Source organism: Pedobacter sp. R20-19 (assembly GCF_000708265.2).
Taxonomy (GTDB): domain Bacteria; phylum Bacteroidota; class Bacteroidia; order Sphingobacteriales; family Sphingobacteriaceae; genus Pedobacter.
The window spans coordinates 153,905-171,759 of sequence record NZ_JCKI01000006.1; the positions used below are offsets into that span (position 1 = coordinate 153,905).

19 protein-coding genes are annotated in these 17,855 nt (G+C 33.4%); 13 read left to right on the forward strand and 6 right to left on the reverse strand.

Going from position 1 to position 17,855, the window contains the following annotated elements:
• The first annotated feature begins 88 nt into the window (after positions 1-88).
• The 4 genes from AN34_RS14765 (at position 89) to AN34_RS22140 (ending at position 3,031) form a co-directional block, all read left to right on the forward strand.
• Positions 89-619 (forward strand): NAD(P)H-dependent oxidoreductase, encoded by a 531-nt coding sequence (locus AN34_RS14765; RefSeq protein ID WP_029286700.1) that lies wholly within the window; start codon positions 89-91, stop codon positions 617-619.
• Positions 620-767: 148 nt separating this feature from the next.
• A complete protein-coding gene (locus tag AN34_RS14770; RefSeq protein ID WP_029286702.1) occupies positions 768-1,367 on the forward strand; it encodes an FMN-dependent NADH-azoreductase in 600 nt (199 codons plus the stop codon).
• Between the two features lie 726 nt (positions 1,368-2,093).
• Entirely contained in the window at positions 2,094-2,846 is a 753-nt protein-coding gene (locus tag AN34_RS14775) for a hypothetical protein (RefSeq protein ID WP_029286703.1), read from the forward strand.
• Complete coding sequence (locus tag AN34_RS22140) at positions 2,846-3,031, forward strand: DUF5675 family protein (protein ID WP_369818094.1); 186 nt, start codon at positions 2,846-2,848, stop codon at positions 3,029-3,031. The genes AN34_RS14775 and AN34_RS22140 overlap by 1 nt, the downstream gene beginning before the upstream one ends.
• A 681-nt stretch (positions 3,032-3,712) precedes the next feature.
• Here AN34_RS22140 and AN34_RS14780 read toward each other — a convergent pair.
• Positions 3,713-4,090, reverse strand: coding sequence for a carboxypeptidase regulatory-like domain-containing protein (locus AN34_RS14780; RefSeq protein ID WP_029286704.1), 378 nt, complete (start codon positions 4,088-4,090; stop codon positions 3,713-3,715).
• 19 nt (positions 4,091-4,109) lie between these two features.
• Complete coding sequence (locus tag AN34_RS14785; RefSeq protein WP_029286705.1) at positions 4,110-5,600, reverse strand: hypothetical protein; 1,491 nt, start codon at positions 5,598-5,600, stop codon at positions 4,110-4,112.
• Positions 5,601-6,338: 738 nt separating this feature from the next.
• On the opposite strand from AN34_RS14785, the gene AN34_RS14790 reads away from it, so the two are divergent.
• The 3 genes from AN34_RS14790 (at position 6,339) to AN34_RS14800 (ending at position 8,042) form a co-directional block, all read left to right on the forward strand.
• Entirely contained in the window at positions 6,339-6,788 is a 450-nt protein-coding gene (locus tag AN34_RS14790; protein WP_029286706.1) for a GNAT family N-acetyltransferase, read from the forward strand.
• A gap of 57 nt (positions 6,789-6,845) precedes the next feature.
• A complete protein-coding gene (locus AN34_RS14795) occupies positions 6,846-7,160 on the forward strand; it encodes a hypothetical protein (protein ID WP_029286707.1) in 315 nt (104 codons plus the stop codon).
• Positions 7,161-7,568: 408 nt separating this feature from the next.
• The gene (locus tag AN34_RS14800) at positions 7,569-8,042 is read left to right on the forward strand and encodes a hypothetical protein (protein WP_029286708.1); all 474 of its coding nucleotides are present in this window, start codon (positions 7,569-7,571) and stop codon (positions 8,040-8,042) included.
• A 690-nt stretch (positions 8,043-8,732) separates the two neighbouring features.
• Here AN34_RS14800 and blaOXA read toward each other — a convergent pair.
• Positions 8,733-9,542: a class D beta-lactamase gene (blaOXA, locus tag AN34_RS14805; protein ID WP_029286710.1), complete on the reverse strand. Its 810-nt coding sequence runs from the start codon at positions 9,540-9,542 to the stop codon at positions 8,733-8,735.
• A 428-nt stretch (positions 9,543-9,970) separates the two neighbouring features.
• Positions 9,971-10,687 carry a DUF3667 domain-containing protein gene (locus AN34_RS14810; RefSeq protein ID WP_029286711.1) on the reverse strand — a complete coding sequence of 239 codons (717 nt, stop codon included), beginning with the start codon at positions 10,685-10,687 and terminating at the stop codon, positions 9,971-9,973.
• Between the two features lie 830 nt (positions 10,688-11,517).
• Between AN34_RS14810 and AN34_RS14815 the strand changes: the two genes are divergently transcribed.
• Entirely contained in the window at positions 11,518-12,174 is a 657-nt protein-coding gene (locus AN34_RS14815; RefSeq protein ID WP_029286713.1) for a hypothetical protein, read from the forward strand.
• 277 nt (positions 12,175-12,451) lie between these two features.
• Here the strand turns inward: AN34_RS14815 and AN34_RS14820 are convergent, their stop codons facing one another.
• Together AN34_RS14820 and AN34_RS14825 are read right to left on the reverse strand one after the other, a co-directional pair.
• A complete protein-coding gene (locus AN34_RS14820; RefSeq protein WP_029286714.1) occupies positions 12,452-12,682 on the reverse strand; it encodes a hypothetical protein in 231 nt (76 codons plus the stop codon).
• A gap of 10 nt (positions 12,683-12,692) precedes the next feature.
• Positions 12,693-13,682, reverse strand: a complete 990-nt coding sequence (locus tag AN34_RS14825) for a hypothetical protein (protein WP_029286716.1) — start codon at positions 13,680-13,682, stop codon at positions 12,693-12,695.
• A 345-nt stretch (positions 13,683-14,027) separates the two neighbouring features.
• Here AN34_RS14825 and AN34_RS22145 point away from each other — a divergent pair, with 345 nt between their 5' ends.
• The 5 genes from AN34_RS22145 (at position 14,028) to AN34_RS14850 (ending at position 17,631) form a co-directional block, all read left to right on the forward strand.
• The gene (locus AN34_RS22145; protein WP_051666609.1) at positions 14,028-14,237 is read left to right on the forward strand and encodes a recombinase family protein; all 210 of its coding nucleotides are present in this window, start codon (positions 14,028-14,030) and stop codon (positions 14,235-14,237) included.
• Between the two features lie 160 nt (positions 14,238-14,397).
• On the forward strand, positions 14,398-14,646 hold the full coding sequence (locus tag AN34_RS14835) for a hypothetical protein (RefSeq protein WP_029286717.1): 249 nt from the start codon (positions 14,398-14,400) through the stop codon (positions 14,644-14,646).
• Positions 14,646-14,912 (forward strand): type II toxin-antitoxin system RelE/ParE family toxin, encoded by a 267-nt coding sequence (locus AN34_RS14840; RefSeq protein WP_029286718.1) that lies wholly within the window; start codon positions 14,646-14,648, stop codon positions 14,910-14,912. The genes AN34_RS14835 and AN34_RS14840 overlap by 1 nt, the downstream gene beginning before the upstream one ends.
• Before the next feature lie 646 nt (positions 14,913-15,558).
• Complete coding sequence (locus AN34_RS14845) at positions 15,559-16,434, forward strand: helix-turn-helix domain-containing protein (protein ID WP_029286719.1); 876 nt, start codon at positions 15,559-15,561, stop codon at positions 16,432-16,434.
• Between the two features lie 81 nt (positions 16,435-16,515).
• Entirely contained in the window at positions 16,516-17,631 is a 1,116-nt protein-coding gene (locus AN34_RS14850; RefSeq protein WP_029286720.1) for an FAD-dependent monooxygenase, read from the forward strand.
• Positions 17,632-17,855 lie beyond the last annotated feature (224 nt).

Genomic DNA, 17,855 nt, shown 5'->3' on the forward strand with positions numbered 1-17,855 from the left:
TTTTATAGTACATAACAATGGGACGCTAACTACCCTAAATTAGGTTACTTGCTATATGTTTGCAACAGAAAATTTAAAATTTATGAATATGAAAACACTGGTTATTGTGATTCATCCTGATCTTCAAGGTGCTGTAGTTAATAAAAGATGGGTAGAAGAACTGAAGAAATTTCCTGATCAATATGTGATCCACCAATTGCATGAGCGTTATCCTGATGGGGTAATTGATGTAGCTTATGAGCAGCAGCTGGTAGAACAGTATGATCAAATTGTATTTCAATTTCCTTACTACTGGTTTAATTGCCCATGGTTATTCAAAAAGTGGTTAGATGAGGTGCTTATTCATGGCTGGGCTTATGGAAGTGAAAGTGGGTATAAAGTTTCCGGTAAAAAAATAGCCCTCGCTATTAGCCTGGGGGTAGATGAGGTTGACTATCAGCCTACAGGGATTTACCACTATCCATTGGCTGAGTTACTGCGTCCGTTTGAACTTTCTTTTGAATATGTTAAGGCCAATTACCTGCCTCCTTTTGCCTATTATGGAATAGACTATAATACTTCTGAAGAGTGGATAGAAAAAAGCGTACAACCTTATCTGGATTTTTTAAATGCTTTGTAATTTTATGAGGTGGTTTAACATGTGTTTTTTACAGTCATGCGCTGGCGTTTATTTTTGATCAGTTTTTTTAAAAAAAGTAATTTCTTATCACACATCAAGATGAGTCTGGCGAAACATAGCGATTTTAGCTACTTAAACTTAGAATAAAATGTCAAAGATTCTTCATGTAATTTCAAGCCCAAGAGGCGAAGCATCCAATAGTATTAAATTGGCAAATGCAATTATAGATCAGTTAAGAGCACAGGATCCTGCTGCAGTTGTTGCGGTTAAGGATTTAACTAAAGCTCCATTTCCACACCTGGAAGAAGCGCATTTAAATGCATTCTTTACACCGATAGAACACCACACTGAAGAAAACAAAGCGGCTATCAGCCACTCTAATCAGGCCATTCAGGAAATTATGGATGCAGATGTGTTGGTGATCGGTGCACCGATGTACAACTTTAGTATTCCTTCTGTTTTAAAAGCATGGTTTGATCATATCGCTCGTGCCGGGATTACTTTTAAATATGGTGCAAATGGTCCGGAAGGTTTAGTTACTGGAAAAAAAGCATATATCGCTGTTTCCACTGGCGGAATTTATAGCTCTGGTGAGGCTGCTGGTTATGACTTTGTTGTTCCTTATATCAAAGCTTATTTGGGTTTTATCGGCATTACTGATGTAACCGTTGTTAGGGCAGAAGGTTTCGCCATCCCTGGTGTACAGGAAACTGCATTGGATAAAGCAATTGATAGTATTGTTTTGTAGATAATTCACATCAAACCTATAAGGTTTTTAAAACCTTATAGGTTTGTTTTATCGAAACTCAGTTATCAAATTTAAGATTGTGCAACATGCCACTCACATGCAACTATCATGCAATAGGGGTGCAATAGGAAGGCAATAGGGACGGGGGATAGAAGCGGATGATGTTTTATCAATATTGATTCTTTTTTAGGTTTTATTCTACACAACAAAACCCGGGGACTTTGGGTGTTATTTGTTTTTTAATTACCGGTTACAATCAAACCAAGTGATTGATATTGTCAGACAGATTTTTCTGATCAATTCCAGGTCTATACCTTAATTATCTGCATATTCTCGAAGTGTGATAAATTGATCTTTATGCTTGTTCAATAGCAGTTTGAAGTTTCTTAGCACTCTTTGTGATTGTGCAACACTTTTGCCTGTTAATAGACTAACATCTTTTGGATAGATACATACTCTTCTTATGATTAGTTTAAGGTTACCGCAACAGCGCCAGGCTGGTATGTAATTCATTTAGCGCTGAAAAACTGACTTCCCCAGGCTGGTGCAAAGAATTAGGTTTATTTTGGTGTAAGATCCTGAAAAATAAAAATAATTTCAAATACAAAAAACTAATCATACACGCGTAACCTAACAAATGCTATTATAAACTGCATAACCTTTCTTTTGCAACTTTACTGTTTAATTTCTTTTCACCTTTGTAACCAGATGTTAAATCATATTATTATGGCACGTCAGGAAGGAATTATCAAATTAAATGGCCAAATCGGGGATTTGTCCTTTTACAAAACAAAAAACGGTTACCAGGCAAGGGAGAAAAGTGGTGTAAGTGGAAGCCGCATTGCCAGCGACGCTAATTTTCAGCGTACAAGGGAAAACATGGCTGAATTTAGCCGAGCGACAAAAGCTGGAAAGTTTATGCGTACTGCTTTTAAAACTCTTACCAGCCAGCTTGCTGACAATCGGGTAAGTAACAGGTTAATGAAGGAGATGTTTAAAGTAATCAAAGCAGACTCGGTTAATGGGCGTGGGCAGCGGATGGTGCTTGATGCGGAAACAGAACTTTTAACGGGTTTTGAATTTAATATTAATGCGCCTATCAGCACTACTGTAAGTACTACTTATAAGACGGAGATAGACAGGGCTACAGGAAAATTATCCATTGAGCTGCCGGACTTTAGCGCAAGGGATCTTATTACTTCACCACAGGGTGCCACTCATTTTAAGTTTAGTGCCGCAGCAGCGTCTATCCTCTTTGAAGCTGAAACGTTTGAATTGAATCTTCAGGAAAGTCCGATGATTGGCATTACGGATGTTTTGGTATATGTATTGCTAAACTGCCAGCTTAAGCCAGCGAGTACGGGCCCATTATTTCTTTTATTTGGTATTGGTTTCTATCAGGAGGTGAATGGAACCTATTATTCATTAAGCAATGGTGCTTATAATGGTTTAACCATTTCACAAATACAAGGTGTGTAGTGGAACTTTTCTTATGCCGAACTTATTTGAAAGGTGGCACAAATGGAAAAATCTATTATCAACATGGGTTAATTTGTGAGCGTATCGAATTGCCATGGCGGAATAATAAGCGAAGTATTAGTTGCATACCTGAAGCCGCTATCTGCTTATTAAACGTAACCATCCAAAACACGGATTACATTTAAATCCAGATTACATATATAACAATGGTTGCGTTATCGATTAAATGCTATTAATTCCGATAAGTGTAGATCATTTTATACTTAGAAGATAGATTCAGGGTAAATCGCTAATCTTTTATCAGCTGCCCAATGACATGTCTATTGATTTCTTCCTGAACTACGATATTGCATAAGATAACATCTTTATTATCAAATACCTCAAAATCAAAAAGCCTTGTTAGAACTTTAAATATAACGGCCTTTTTCTCGAACGTAGTATTTGGACCGTTGCCCTTTAAGGTCCTATCGACTTTAAACCCTATATAATCTTCAGGAATTGGTAAATCACTAATGCTATCTGCATGATAACCCTCATCTGTAAGATCCTCTTCATAAGGTCTTCCATTTCCATTTGGGTTATATTCTTGAAATCTAATCCATATTGATTTTTAATCCTGGAACTTTAATCCATTTGCTGCTTTAATCGCCATAAGTTTTTTTAGCAATTACTAAACATGTTTTACCAGACCAAGAGCATCATAACATTCACATATAAACATTGATTAAATCCGTGGATATATAAAGATCTCTAGACGGCAACAAAGAAATAGCACACAGGATTGATTTATACTCAAAAAAAAGCTGCCTCATTTTTTTGAGACAGCTTCTTAAGATTTTTATTTATGTACCAGAACTATGCATGATTTAGTTTATAGTTCTCTCATTAGATTCTTTTAATACAAAATCTACAACTAAAGAATCACCCTTTACTAAGTTAAGCGATTTGGTTGATGAAAGCAAATAGCCAATGTAAGAAGCACGTAAAACAAATTTTCCTGGTTTGAGTTCTAATTTGTACTGACCACTCCGATCGGTTCGTGTCAAAAATGTAGTATCAGTAGATTTTATGGCCACACCTGGTAAAGTTCGATTATTCCTTTCTGTGTCATACACAGTTCCAGTAATAAATACTTTATCGCTTTTGGTTTTAAATAAAGAATGACTATAGGTGCCTTGACGGTTTATCGAACAGCCAACTAAACCAATGTATATTATTGTTATAAACAAAAATTCTTTTTTCATAATTATTTTATTTAAATGCTTAACAACCTGATGGAGTCCCCTTACCTGCCTGAGGTGTTCCAGTTCTATCTGTACCATACTGCTCAGCAACTATAGTATCCAGAATTCTATTTTGATCCGAAACACTAAGGCTCTTATATGCCGGCGTTTGTTCTAATCCTCCCCAGGCCATATCACTATAGAATTGATTCTTCTCTTCAGGACTGGAGAAACTATAATTATGCAGATCACCATATTCTCTCAAACCAGCAGCTATATCGTTTTTGAATTCAATCGTCATTTCAATATGCTGCACATCATTTAGAGTTGGGTGTTTTTGTTTTTCCCATTCTACTAACATATCTGGATAACTTAGTTGAGCAAGAGCTGGATTATTTGCAAAATAGGATACAAGATAAGCATGTACTGCTTCATGAAGCAAAGTCCTAGCTAATGCTAGATCAGTACCATTTTTATATTTAGCTATATCTATTATAGTACTGGCCCCCCCGGTGGTTTTGTTTGTAGAACCATTTACATAATCAGGTAAGGTTCCATTTTTTAAATTCCAAGTATATCCTGGCACCTCGCCAGAAAATTTTTGAATCATTGCCACTACCGATCCTTGGCTTTGGTACATAAGTGAACTTAATACTGAGGAAGCACAGGGACTTAGTTCATCCAAGTTAATTCTCTGATTGAATTCCTCGGTTGTTGTTCCTGAATCTCCACCACCACCAGTACCTCCGCCGTTGTCTCCAGGGTCTGTAGGTGGATCTGGAAACCATTGATCTTCACATACAGTAACCTCGCTGGAATCAATTAAACTATAATTACCTCCACAATTTCCTTGTGGCCAATGACAATCAGGGCTATAAATAATATGAACTGTACCCGAATTACAATTAGTTGGTCCATCGGAAGCGAATTTACAGAATTTTAGTTCTGTTCGACATATACTTTCCCAATATGAAATACTACCTGGTTTAGAGATAGATTGTTTATTCAATGCAAGCATTTTTTTCTTTTGGTAACCTTGACTGACCTTTCCGTCGACGTAATCTAACAAATAACTTTTTCCATTTTCGAAATTTGTTAAAAGGAGATTACCGGTAAAGTTATCGATAGCCAACTCAGATGTTTCTTTACTGGCAGGAGAGATAGACTGATAGTAAAATGCTTTATAAAATTCCTTTTCATTTTTTACCATTAAGTAATTTGCAGATCTGAGCTCACTTATCTTTTTTGGTTTATTATTTTCTGTTACATATGTTACGAGTGGGAAAAACACATAGGAAACTGTATCATTTACAATTTGTGACCTAGGGTGTTCCCAATCTGGTATCCATGAGTATTTCTGATTAACATTAGCTATTAGCTTTTGATCAAATTTAAAGCTATAATACTTTTCTTTAATTGCACTAAGCCTTTTCAAATAGTCTGGCGAATTTTTAGATAGGACGGTATTATTTTCATTCACTGGTGCTAACCCTTTATCTTTCTTACAGGATATAACGATAAGTGTTAACATTGACATTAGGAATAAGTAACGCCTCCATTCCGATAATAATAGTGTTTTTTTCTTATATATAGATTTAAGGTTAAGTTAAAAGAAGATAGTATCGATGCGTCAGATATTTACATAAATAATTAGTATGATGATACAAATTGTATATTTATATTACATATTTTCATGTAAATATACATACTTAATTAGTATATGAAGTTGAAGATTATTAGTGTGAAAATTTATTGTATAACCTCAGTATCATGAACCGGTGGATTTGTAATAGGTCAAAAAATCTATAGCGTAAATTTCGTCTCACAAAACGAAGAGTTAAGTTCATTAAAAATATTTTAAAGGATTTGTGATATTTTTTATAGATTTATTGAAATTAACATTAAATTATGTTTCTCTTAAGAATTGGAACCCCTGAGATTTTAATTTTCATTACAGGATTTGCTGTCCTTGTAATATTATTCTATTTAATTAAAGGCATTATTGGGTTCATTCGTGAAGTTCGTGGATAGAAAAATTTTGCATTTCATAAGAAAAGATTTAGTCATTGAAAACTGAAGAAATCTTTCGAATACAAATTTTCTCTCAGCTGTAAATTCCCATTTACGCTAATCACGGCAAAGTGTACAGCGGTCTCAAGAAAAGAAAGTTTCGAGAAAGTATGAGCGTATGAAAATTTTTAATTTTGCTGGAAATTGCGAATGTGATTATATTCTTTCCTACTTAATCAATAAAAATAGCCGTTAAAAGATGAGAATAATATCAGTAAGAGATAAACCAGAGTATAAAGACATCGCAATTAAATATCTACAACAAAGCTGGTCTGAAATTTCGCCCATTATTTATGAAAATTGCATATCAAATTGTATAAACGCAAGCCAGTTTTTGCCTCAATGGTATTTATTGGAAAAGAATCAAGAAATAATTGGCTGCGCGGGGTTAATAACAAATGACTTTATAAGCAGAATGGATTTATATCCTTGGATTTGTGCAATATATGTGGCGGAAAACCATAGAGGAAATGCTTGCGGATCAATGTTGATCGAAAAAGCAATAGCGGACACCAAAGAAGCCGGATTTAAGCATCTAAATTTATGTACGGACCACATCGGTTATTATGAGAAATACGGATTCAAGTACATTGGAAAGGGTTATCATCCATGGGAGGAAGAATCGAGAATTTATCAGGTAGAAGTATAATTAAATGAGTGACAATTTTGAATTGAATCGCCTCATAAAACGAATAATTTAAAAAATATGAACATAACATTACAATACACTTTACTCGGATTTAGCCTTAATTCCATAATTGATAGAAGAGAGGTACTTGATATCCATGAAACAAGAAAAGCCATAAATGAAGAAAGAATCTTCCCTTGGTTAAAAGATAAATATGGCCAAGATGTAGATATAAGCTTATATAGCGATTCTGATTTAAGAGAGATTAATGATCTGTTTGCGAATCTTAATAATGTAGTTGATGCTGAAAGTAAATTCGGGATAAAGAGGAATGGACTGTGCCTATTATTAGCTTATTGTATAGAGGGGATTCAAAATGAAGTCAAAATCTGATAAAAAAATAATCTTTACGTTATACTTAAAAGAAGTAAGTCTCAATAACAGCTACAGTTAAAACATGATAGCAAGTCAAAACCTGGTCAACGTTTGGCCAACCAAAATTTGATAGCAAATAGATAAAATAATCTAAAATAAATGAAGCTTTTACTAATTAGCGATTACAACCCTCTTATCATTTTAGAAAATAATTACCTTTTGAAAAGAGAAAACTATCTTCCACCAATAGAGTACGAAGTGTCAACGATAGCGAACTTTATACTGCTTCGCAGGAAGATCAAACCACTAGGTCAGCAAGTATTGGCGATATTATTCAACTAAAGGAAGTGATATTATTTATTATTGCTCTCGTGGGATATAGAAAGGTAGTATGGGGGGACATAATTGATTTTACTGTTGCAAATAATGATTAATCGAATCTCAATTAACGATCGGAATGGTATAAACAACATTTTAATTAATCTCAAAAAACAATATTCAATTGCTCCAAATGAATTTACTCAATTACTTCCTGAAGTTCAGGATGCTCTAAAATTTCTAAGTATAACTGTAGCCAGCGGTATATTAGGAAATCGTGCAGATGCTTGGTCTATGAATCTCTATTACCATCAGAAACAAAGGTTGTTGAAGTGGGTGAATGCCTGGAAACTATCTGATGAAGATCGTAGAGTAATTGATCAGGACGAAAATGTTAGAATTCTTTTCAGTCAAGTTACCTCAACTGTAGCAGATGAAATATTTGATAAAAAATTATTGCTCTGGCCTATTATTACTGAGTCCTTATTAAGGAATAAAAATTTCGAATTTAACGAAAAACAATATTTTATTAAAGAATTTACGAAGTTAGATCCATTTGGAATCGACTTTCTAGCAAACTGAAATTTAATGGTCCAATAAACACTAAACTGGTATTTCCTGCAAATAAACCTGACAATAGGCCAGAGTTGGGTAGTAAAGATTTTTCACTTTATTTAGGACAATTACAAAATGCTTCCAATGGCTTTATGGCATTTATTACTGTGGATAATACAACCTATATTAGAATATCAGAATTTGGCAGCAAGTTTATTGATTTCATATCAAATTCAAGTCTTGAGAGAATTAAAGAGATGGCGGAATAGGTAACACAACCATTTAATCAAATTATGAAGAACATAGCACAGCATATGCTACTATACTTAGAAATAAAGTTTATTAATAATTGGTCGTTTGGCGTGAATTATCAGCTTTAAATCTCAAAAACGAATAACTTAAAAGTAGTATCAAAAAACGAAGGAATCCATCCTACTCCAGTCTTTCTGAATTTTTTTTCTTTAGTTACAGCAAAGAGAAAAATCTGGCTGAGGTCAAATATTTATTACCCTCAAATTTTATCATTTGCTCATTATCAAAAACTGAATATTTCGTTTAATTAATGTAATAGGTTTATGAGAATAAGGGGAAAAAGTCAAGTTTGTGCAGAATCGTTAAGGGGCGGTTTGAGTTATTGGAGAAAAAATTTAAGTTACACCACTGAAACTAATTAAATAACAAGGGAATAATGATTCATAAATATTGTTACGAATGCACTTATTTCAAAATACCTATTTCATCAAAAATGAAATTGGAAATTTCAGTACGAGCATTATTGAAGTCTGAATTTTTTTCTGTTGTTTGGATGCAATTTGAAAAATAAAATACATTGTCTTTAGTCGTCACATAACCGACATACCACCCAATATACTTACCATCTTGCTTGCCAGAGCCAGTTTTTGCACGTATAACGTACTTTGATTTATTATCAACGATCATTATATCTTTTAAAATATCCATTGATGATTTAGAAAATGGGAGTTTGCCGCTTTGCAACTTTCTTAAAAACTCGATTTGTTGATTTGGTGATACTCTAAGACCACCTGTTAACCAGAAGGCATCAAGACCGCCACTTATGTCATAGTTTCCATAATGAGCCTTTTCAATCAATTCTTTCATTCGTTTTTCTCCGACTCTTCTCGCCAATTCCTGATAGAACCAAACAGTTGAATTTTTAAAAGCATCTCGCATATTGGTGTCATGGTTCCATGCGGAATTTTGGCGTTCTTTACCATCCCATTTGATAACTACATTTTCATCATCAATAACTTTGCTATCAAGTGAAATTAATGTATTACAAATCTTGAAGGTCGATGCAGGAGTAAACGGTTGAGAAGTTTGTTCCTTGTTATAGTAAGTGTACGCATCTTTATTCTGATCATAAATTACAAATGAACCCTGTACATTAAATTTATCATAGAACTTCTTAAAATCGTTCCTGACTACTTCCTTTGGCAAATCATTAAAGGAACTAGTAGATATCAGAATTAATAAAAGTACTAAGATTGGTAGCTGCTTTTTTTTCATATGTAGTATTGTGAGGGGACATAGATGAATAGTAAATCTAAGGTAAAAAATTATTAGTTGACCTTTAATGTTATCGACAGATATGATACAGAAATCGTTTATCATTTAACTGTCGATTTTTGATAAGACCAAGGAGGTTTTTATTATAAATTTTTCGTCTCACAAAACGAACATTCAAATGAAAATCCTAAAAAAGGTGAATTATCTTCTATCAGTATACTTCACTAAATACATCTGGTGTTACTAGTTTTTTCCTAGATTTCGTACTATCAAGACAATAGCGGCAAAAAATACAATTGAATAAAGGATTGCAGGTCCGGGGCTTTCGAACGTATAAGTCTCAAAGTTGAATTTCTTTAAGAGAGCTAACCCTAAAATATGCTATTATACCAAAGAAAATACCGACCTTCTTTTTTCCTTTTCCATGGCTAATGTTTTATAAGGGCATCAATTGTAACTCCAATCAGGATTGCAGTTATTGTGAAACCGATCATTCCCAGGCAATAAGCTACAAATGCTTTGAAATAACTCATTGGCTTTTTTTTATCGAAAAATTGACCGATTGCCCAAGTCATATAGACTATTCCGAAGGCTCCGGCAACAGACATAAGCTTAAAGTGGCTGATCCCCTCAATAAGTGCGAAGAATGCAAAGATTAACATACCCATACCCATTACGAAGCATAAGAGTATGATAATCTCAAAAAAATTATAGTCGCACTTTCTAAAAAATAACTTCAACCAGAAGGCAATAAAAACGCCTATAATGATATTAGAATAGCCATAATGATCATTTATCCATTTTAGAAATATAGCTGACGTCGATTCTTTTGTAATATCAAAATTTACATACCCATCTTCAAGATGGAAAAAGTGATTTATAATACTATAGATTAACGAAGTAATGATGATAAAAACAATCGGCTTAACAAGCCGACTTCTGTTCTCTTTTATAAAGTGATTAATATTAATGCCCGGTCTTATTGCTAATTCACGGATGGTATACAGAATTCCTTTTTCAAAATGCAGTATATGCTCAATTTCATGAATAATGTAATGACTATTTATTCTTTTTATCAAGGCCGCTTGCCCACATTTAGGGCAGTAATTTTGATTTACTTCTGTGGAACAGTTTGTACAGTTCATATCTTTCTTTCAGGCATAATCTTACAGGCATTAGGGTTGTGGAACCTATTTTCAAATATAGAAAATTGACCTGAGTAGGTAAAATTGTTTTATGTTATTTAAAGGGAAATCTGTGCTGATATTAATCATTATAGCAATAATTGCCCTTTTTAATTTACTAATGTGAAGTAGTTTTTGTAAAAGAAGGTACCCATCTCCTATTTGATATCTTCTTTCAGCTGTCAGTTTATATGCGCTAGCTACTTACAAAGGGAAAAAAGTATAAAAAATCGAAAATATGACGTGATTGGTGAGAAATCATTAGTTTAATATATTTGAAATTATAAATATTGTAACTCTTCCTAGATGTCGAACTGCTTTAAAAGGTGAAATTACAAAATAGAGTTATAACAAGTACTATACCTCCTTCCAAAGGATAAACATAGTCTTAAAAAACGAAGGAATTATAATATTATCAATAAGGATAATAGCTTTTGTACAAACCTAATCCAAACCATAAAATGATCAAACTTATGGATAAAGCAACGTAAGTGGCCGAATGCTATCGATCATTCTTCAACTGATTCAATCTACTATCTATTTATCACTAAGCTATTGTAAAACTATTGGTTAAAAAAACTGTTATTTACCTAACTACGAGTTTTGATTTGAGCTTCAACAAAAAATGAGTGCGTTTAAATGAAATTTAATACACCAATAATTGCTTATTAACGATAATTGAACTTACAACAGGAATTGGGATTAAATTAATTTGTATTATTAATTAAAATCTAAATTTCTTCAGGTTACACACTATTTATTAAATCATCATCTATTAAAAAATTAAAGAAATGAGACTATTTTTATTTTGCGCTATTTTTTGCTTAGCCACCCCTTTTTATACAAAGGCACAAACAACTGCCGATATTGTAGAAACACTTGAACAAAAATATAATTGGTCAAGGGCTAAGGTGATACAAGAAAGCGTCACTATTAATGGTCCATCGGAAATGTTTACCAGGATTATGTCTGATAAGCGCTCTTTTGACATTTCAACTTTTTCTTATTTAAGTTCATATTTAGGCAAATATTTTGATAAAGTTTATGGCACTGATATATTAAATTCAGCAGAAAAAACATCTGTAAATACCACAGCTGAACAAAAAGCTGCATGTGCTAAAGAAATTGCCAAAATTAAGGGCAAATTACATATCACATTAAATGCAAATGGTGTTAAATTAACAGATAATAGCTACGAACTCAGCATGACAACTTTAACTACCATTGGAGAATTCTTGAATCCGGAAAGAGGTGTCGGGGTTGCGTTAGGATGGAGACCGATTGCGAATAAAGTTGCTATTACGATTAATACGCTAAACAAAACCGGGCAACCTATAGTTAAGTGGAGTAAGGACTTCAGTACTTGTACAATAGACCTGCCTATAGTAGGAGACACTAATTATTCAAGTATAATCTTGGCGGGTTTGAAGAAGGGCGGAAAAATCTAGCAGACTTGCTCTGCTACGCGGTAAATAAGTCTCTATGTGAATACACCTTTACGGATATAAATGGGCCGCCATCAGGAACTTGTACCGGTATTTAGCATGTCTTAAATAAATATTTCATATCTTTCGTAGCTAGCGTTCACACCCCACAGCCCTTGTAAGATGGATAGTACTAATTGATTATCCCTTGAGTTTATCTTTCGCGTGGTATCATCAGGACATGAAGAAGCACCACCAGTTATAATCAATAGACTGATGGTGCTTATCTTTTAATGTAAATCTACTTTCTTAAAAATTTTACAAAATTGTAGATGGATTTTCCTTGAATTAATATTACCGGGATCAAAGCATTTAATACCATCCAGTAAAACCTTAAATCACTTATATCATTTGTTTTATAAGGTGAGAAAAGCATTTGTACAATCAGAGAAAAGAAAAAAGTCACCAAGTAACTATCTATTTGATGCCATATATATTTTCTTCTTGCAATTTTATTTTCTAAGTTTTCCATTCTTAATATTTTACCTTCCACATGTTAATAGCAATTCTCCAACAACACCTACGGCAGCTGAAGTAACAAAACCCGATGCAAAGCCTGCCATAAAACCACTTACAGCACCGGTTACTGTTCCAATTCCAGGAACCACAACGGTACCGGCTACTGCTCCAGCCTTTGCTGCAATAGAACCACTTACCAATCCACCCAAAATGCCTGCCATCATTACATTTCTGGCGCTAACTTTACATCCTTGCCTTTTTATATTACCTCTATAAGGCGGCCCCATTATTTTGCCATTTATACCACCAATTTTTGTTGACATAATAATGTTATTTTTTGTAATTGAACTACTCATCTGTGCATCATCTTCTAAAGGAGCATATAAATCTACCCAATAATCAAAATTTGTTTCAATATCCGTAGCAAACTGTTTTAAAAGTTCAATTTCGGAATAAATTAAAACCTTATCATCTGAAGTTACATTTGGTGCATTTAATAAATCAGTAGAAATCCCATTAAGCATCATTATAAAAGTTGGAAGACTCTCATATTGTTCTACAGCATATAAATATTGGCTTCTATATGCATCGCCAAGTAGCCCCTGAAGAGGATCTATTTCTGGCGTAACCCCTGGACCTGGACCGACAGGGGTTGTAGAACTTATCTTTTTAGCTTTAATTCTGGCTATTACATCGTCTATAGTTTTAGGTTTTGTGACTTTCGTTGATACATTTTTAAAATTTGATAGGCCATAATATTCATTGATCTTGATGTTATCTAATGAAATTTCACTTTCTGAAATTCTTGAAATGGTGGAAGGTAAGATAGCTTTTAAGTTCTTGAGGTCAAGCTTTACCTTATTAGCAATTTCTAACTTTTTCTTTTCCCAATCGATAGTGTTTGATGACACCTGAGTTTTTTTGCACCCAACAAAAAATAAAATACCAAATAATACTAAACATAATAAATTAAAGCTTTTGAGGATCTTAGCCGCGTTTTTAGATTTATACATAAATTTAAGATTGTTAATTTCCTGAAAAATAAAAAAAATAACGGAAATATTTTGTTTTAACTGTAATATTTAAAATTTGATTTAAACCATAACTTATTCAAATAGAATAGAAGGCAACTCAGCACTGAAATGCATTTATGTGTGAAAATTGATGATCAATAAACGGTGGTATTATAAGATTCTTAAATCTGTCTAGACTAAACCATATTTTACAACCTGACTTTCCCAAAAACTTAGACCACAAAACAAAGTTTATTATATTTATCCTTGAAGGTTTTAATGATACAATAATGAAAATCGGATACGCCCGAGTTTCTACCAAATAACAAAATTTCAATTTGCAAATTGAAGCGCTCTAAAAGGGGTGAAATCATTTTTAAAGAAACAATTTCCGGAGCAAAAATGGTTCGTCCAGAACTTAGTAAGATGATTGAACAATTTCGACAAGGTGTTGAATTAGTGGTTTGGAGATTGGACCGTTTAGGAAGAAGCTTAAAATACATTATCGATTTGGTGATAAAACACCGAAAGAAATTTATAAAGGACTTCAATTAAACAAGGCAACATTTTATAGATATGCCAAAATACTCGATACTCATACTAATGACGAAATAAAAAAATGCAGAACAATAAAAAATCTTCAAAGATGAAACATATATTATATATATTGTATGTATAATATATTTTATATATTTACTTTAATAAAATTATTGAAATGAAAAAGAACATTGATATTGACGAAAGTCTTTTAACTAAATTAAAAATATTGTCTGTTTTTGAAGAGGTAAGTGTTAAATCAGTTATGGAAAAGGCTGTTTCTTTTTACGTAGAATATAAAGAAAAAGAACGCTTGAAGACATTGTCTGAAGAAGATAAAGAGGATTTGGGTTTACTATTACTTATGCAACAAGCAGATAGAAATGATGTAGTAAGTCATGAGGAATTAATGAAGGTTTTGGACTAATGGAAATTATTGTTTTACGAAGCTTTATAAATGATATTAAGAAACTCAACGATAAAAAATTAAAAGATAAAATCAAAGAATTGATTATAGAGATTGAAAATGCTGAAAGCTTAGAAGAGCTTGAAAATATTAAAAAAATGAAAGGTTTCTCTACAGCTTATCGTTGGAGAGTTGGGGATTATCGATTGGGATTTTATAAAGATGAAAACACTATTGAGTTAGCCCGATTTGTAAAAAGAAACGACATATACAAGGTATTTCCTTGATCGCAATTAAATAATATAAGGTCTCAAAAACGATAATTATCGAGATTGCGCTTACAAAAAGTAAAAAACTTAATGAACTTTAATTAGATAATGGGATACCTTATGCAAAGATTTGTAAGTTAAATTCGTACCATATCTTGATCGTACTATTCATATTTTGGGCATTTTAGCAAAAATGGCCGCCCATTTCGCGTTTAAGCTGTCACCTCATTTCGCTTCAAAGCAACCAACTTTTCCTGGTTAAATTGGCCATTCTGATCTTTCGATCAGCTTTTTTCCAACTAGCATTCGGGAATAAATTGAGATAAATCCGGCAGTAGGATGGATTAACCGAGAAGTCCTGAGAAAAATAGATTTAGATCCGAAGTGTATATTTGTTCAGAAGGAAAGAAACTTAGATGTGCATCATCCGGTAATCAAATTGGTGGCCATTTTGGTCCGAACAGAGGGGCACTTTCAATGAAATACACAGGTTCATTTGTGAATAGAAAAATTTAGCATTTCGTAAAAATATAGATAAGTTTGTGGATTTAATACCGTTAAAGTAGTAAGGATTTGAGCATTTATCTCTGTTATAGATAAGTCCCGCCAACCTTAACGAACAACCTATTTACTTTAAACAGTCTGACAAAAAAACAAAAATTAAATGCCGGAAAAAAGCAGGAAAAATATACCTACTAACTCAATGACTGACTATTTCAGCCAGGGCATTTCTATTGAAAGAATCAGCTTCGAAAAATCTGACTTTGAAACGGCAGAACTGTACGAAATAGCAAGAAATTCGCATCGAGACGAGGGACATACTTTTCATTTCATTGAAAAAGGGACTGTTGATATTGAAATAGATTTTCAAAAATATAAAATTACAGCACCTGCAGTTGTATATATGCATCCCAATCAAGTGCACCGCATTTTAGACTTCACGGATATGACCGTTTGTGCTTTATCAATTAACAATGAAAAATTAAATCCTGATTACCGTAATTTTTTGGAAGAAATTGCACCTGCGAAGCCATTGTTGTTGACGGAAAATATACATACAGACATTTTTAAAACTTTTTCGCTTTGCCTAAACTTTTCAAAACAAAAAAGCAATAAATTATATCACTTACTGTTAAAGGACGGTTGTAATACCTTAGTTGCTCTGCTGACTTCAGCATTTTTAAATCAAAATACACCATTAAACAGCCTTCCAAGATTTGAGGTAATTGCTAAGTCTTTCAATCAACTTTTAGAGAGGAATTACCTTACACTCAAACGACCAGCTGCGTATGCCCGACAACTAAATGTTTCAACCCATTATTTGAATGAAAGCATAAAAAACGCCACAGGCTTATCCGTTTCGCAACAGATTCAAGAGCGAATTATTTTAGAAGCCAAGCGCTTACTGTATCATTCTGATAAATCTGTAAAAGAAATTGCTTTTGAATTGGGTTATGAAGACTATCCTTATTTTTCAAGGCTTTTCACTAAAGTTGTTGGTGTGACAGCTTTGACTTTTCGTAGCAAAAAGTACGATTAGTCCAATACCTACTACGATTAGTAACCTCCTGCCTTTATTCTACTCAATATCTTTGCATTGTCAATTTAAAAGAGTAAAAAAATGGAACAAAATAAAAATGTACTTATATCAGGTGCAAGTTTTGCAGGCCTAACCACTGCGTACTGGATGAACAAAATGGGCTACAAAGTAACTATTGTAGAAGTGGGCAGTTATCTTAAAAAAGGAGGAACACCAGTAGATATAAAAGATAGTACCGTTGATATTGTAAAGCGAATGGGGCTTTTTGAACAGATAAAAGCGAACAGATTAACATTGGAAAAATGGGAGTTTAAAAATGCGGAAGATTTAACGGGACACAAAATGTTATTGAGACAGCCTGGTGAAGAAATGCCAGACGACGAGTTTGAAATAGAACGGGATACCTTATTGAATATGATGTACGAAACCGTTAAAGATGATGTGACCTTTATTTTCAACAACAGCATTACAGCTTTAAATGAAACAGAAGATAGTATAGAAGCCACTTTCAAAGACGGCTCACAAAATCGATTCGAGTATATATTTGGTTGTGATGGCATGCATTCAGTAGTACGCAGACTTTGGTTTGGGAACGAAGCAGAATATTCACATTTTTTAGGACAGTATTTTTCCATTGCTATTGTAAACAAATTATTAATAGAGGAAAGTACCTTGCAACTATATGCAGAACCAAATAAAGCTTTTATGCTTAATGCTTACAATGGTAAAACAGACATTGTTTTTACCTTCCGGCCAGAAAAAGAAATACCTTATGATTTCCGCAACCAAGAGCAAATAAAGAAAATAATTTATGACCAAATGCAGGGTATGAGCTGGAGAGTGTCTGAATTAAAAGAAGAATTATTGAATTCAGATTCTTTGTACTTTGATAAGTTTTGCCAGATAAAAATGCCGTCGTGGACAAAAAGCAGAGTAGCATTAGTTGGTGATGCAGGTTATTGTGCTTCGCCAGCAGCAGGTATGGGTGGCTCGTTAGCCATCATTGGCGCAACAGCTTTGGTAGATGCTTTTGCAAAAAACAATGGTAATTTTGAATTGGCTTTTGCAGCTTACAATAAAGACTTACGCCCGTTTATAGAAGAAGTACAAGAAAGTGTAATCGGAAATTTAGAAGTCTTACTTCCACGAACTGAAGAAGCTGTTAGTAAACAATATGCAGAAGGTATTAGTTTTTAGAAGTATTTACGAAACAAAATTGTCGACAGAAAATGGCGAATGATAATAGGGATTCTTGCTAACATGGACCTGACATACAAAGGTTCTAGTTCCATTTTCCAATTTGTGTTTAATATGAGGAGTAGGGTGAAGTGTTTAAATTTCTCCACTTCAGCAAATCATAAATTTTTCAAATATCCTATAGCGTAAATGTGGATCTTAATCTTTTTGTAAGTGTATTTCTA

Excerpts from the sequence above, each read along its gene's own strand:
- AN34_RS14835 (WP_029286717.1), top strand. The coding sequence starts at position 14,398 with ATGAAAAAGAACATTGATATTGACGAAAGTCTTTTAACTAAATTAAAA.
- AN34_RS14795 (WP_029286707.1), top strand. The coding sequence starts at position 6,846 with ATGAACATAACATTACAATACACTTTACTCGGATTTAGCCTTAATTCC.
- AN34_RS14770 (WP_029286702.1), top strand. The coding sequence starts at position 768 with ATGTCAAAGATTCTTCATGTAATTTCAAGCCCAAGAGGCGAAGCATCC.
- AN34_RS14820 (WP_029286714.1), bottom strand. The coding sequence starts at position 12,682 with ATGGAAAACTTAGAAAATAAAATTGCAAGAAGAAAATATATATGGCAT.
- AN34_RS14815 (WP_029286713.1), top strand. The coding sequence starts at position 11,518 with ATGAGACTATTTTTATTTTGCGCTATTTTTTGCTTAGCCACCCCTTTT.
- AN34_RS14810 (WP_029286711.1), bottom strand. The coding sequence starts at position 10,687 with ATGAACTGTACAAACTGTTCCACAGAAGTAAATCAAAATTACTGCCCT.
- AN34_RS14790 (WP_029286706.1), top strand. The coding sequence starts at position 6,339 with ATGAGAATAATATCAGTAAGAGATAAACCAGAGTATAAAGACATCGCA.
- AN34_RS14850 (WP_029286720.1), top strand. The coding sequence starts at position 16,516 with ATGGAACAAAATAAAAATGTACTTATATCAGGTGCAAGTTTTGCAGGC.
- AN34_RS14845 (WP_029286719.1), top strand. The coding sequence starts at position 15,559 with ATGCCGGAAAAAAGCAGGAAAAATATACCTACTAACTCAATGACTGAC.
- AN34_RS14840 (WP_029286718.1), top strand. The coding sequence starts at position 14,646 with ATGGAAATTATTGTTTTACGAAGCTTTATAAATGATATTAAGAAACTC.
- AN34_RS14785 (WP_029286705.1), bottom strand. The coding sequence starts at position 5,600 with ATGTTAACACTTATCGTTATATCCTGTAAGAAAGATAAAGGGTTAGCA.
- blaOXA (WP_029286710.1), bottom strand. The coding sequence starts at position 9,542 with ATGAAAAAAAAGCAGCTACCAATCTTAGTACTTTTATTAATTCTGATA.
- AN34_RS14800 (WP_029286708.1), top strand. The coding sequence starts at position 7,569 with ATGATTAATCGAATCTCAATTAACGATCGGAATGGTATAAACAACATT.
- AN34_RS14825 (WP_029286716.1), bottom strand. The coding sequence starts at position 13,682 with ATGTATAAATCTAAAAACGCGGCTAAGATCCTCAAAAGCTTTAATTTA.
- AN34_RS14765 (WP_029286700.1), top strand. The coding sequence starts at position 89 with ATGAAAACACTGGTTATTGTGATTCATCCTGATCTTCAAGGTGCTGTA.
- AN34_RS14775 (WP_029286703.1), top strand. The coding sequence starts at position 2,094 with ATGGCACGTCAGGAAGGAATTATCAAATTAAATGGCCAAATCGGGGAT.
- AN34_RS14780 (WP_029286704.1), bottom strand. The coding sequence starts at position 4,090 with ATGAAAAAAGAATTTTTGTTTATAACAATAATATACATTGGTTTAGTT.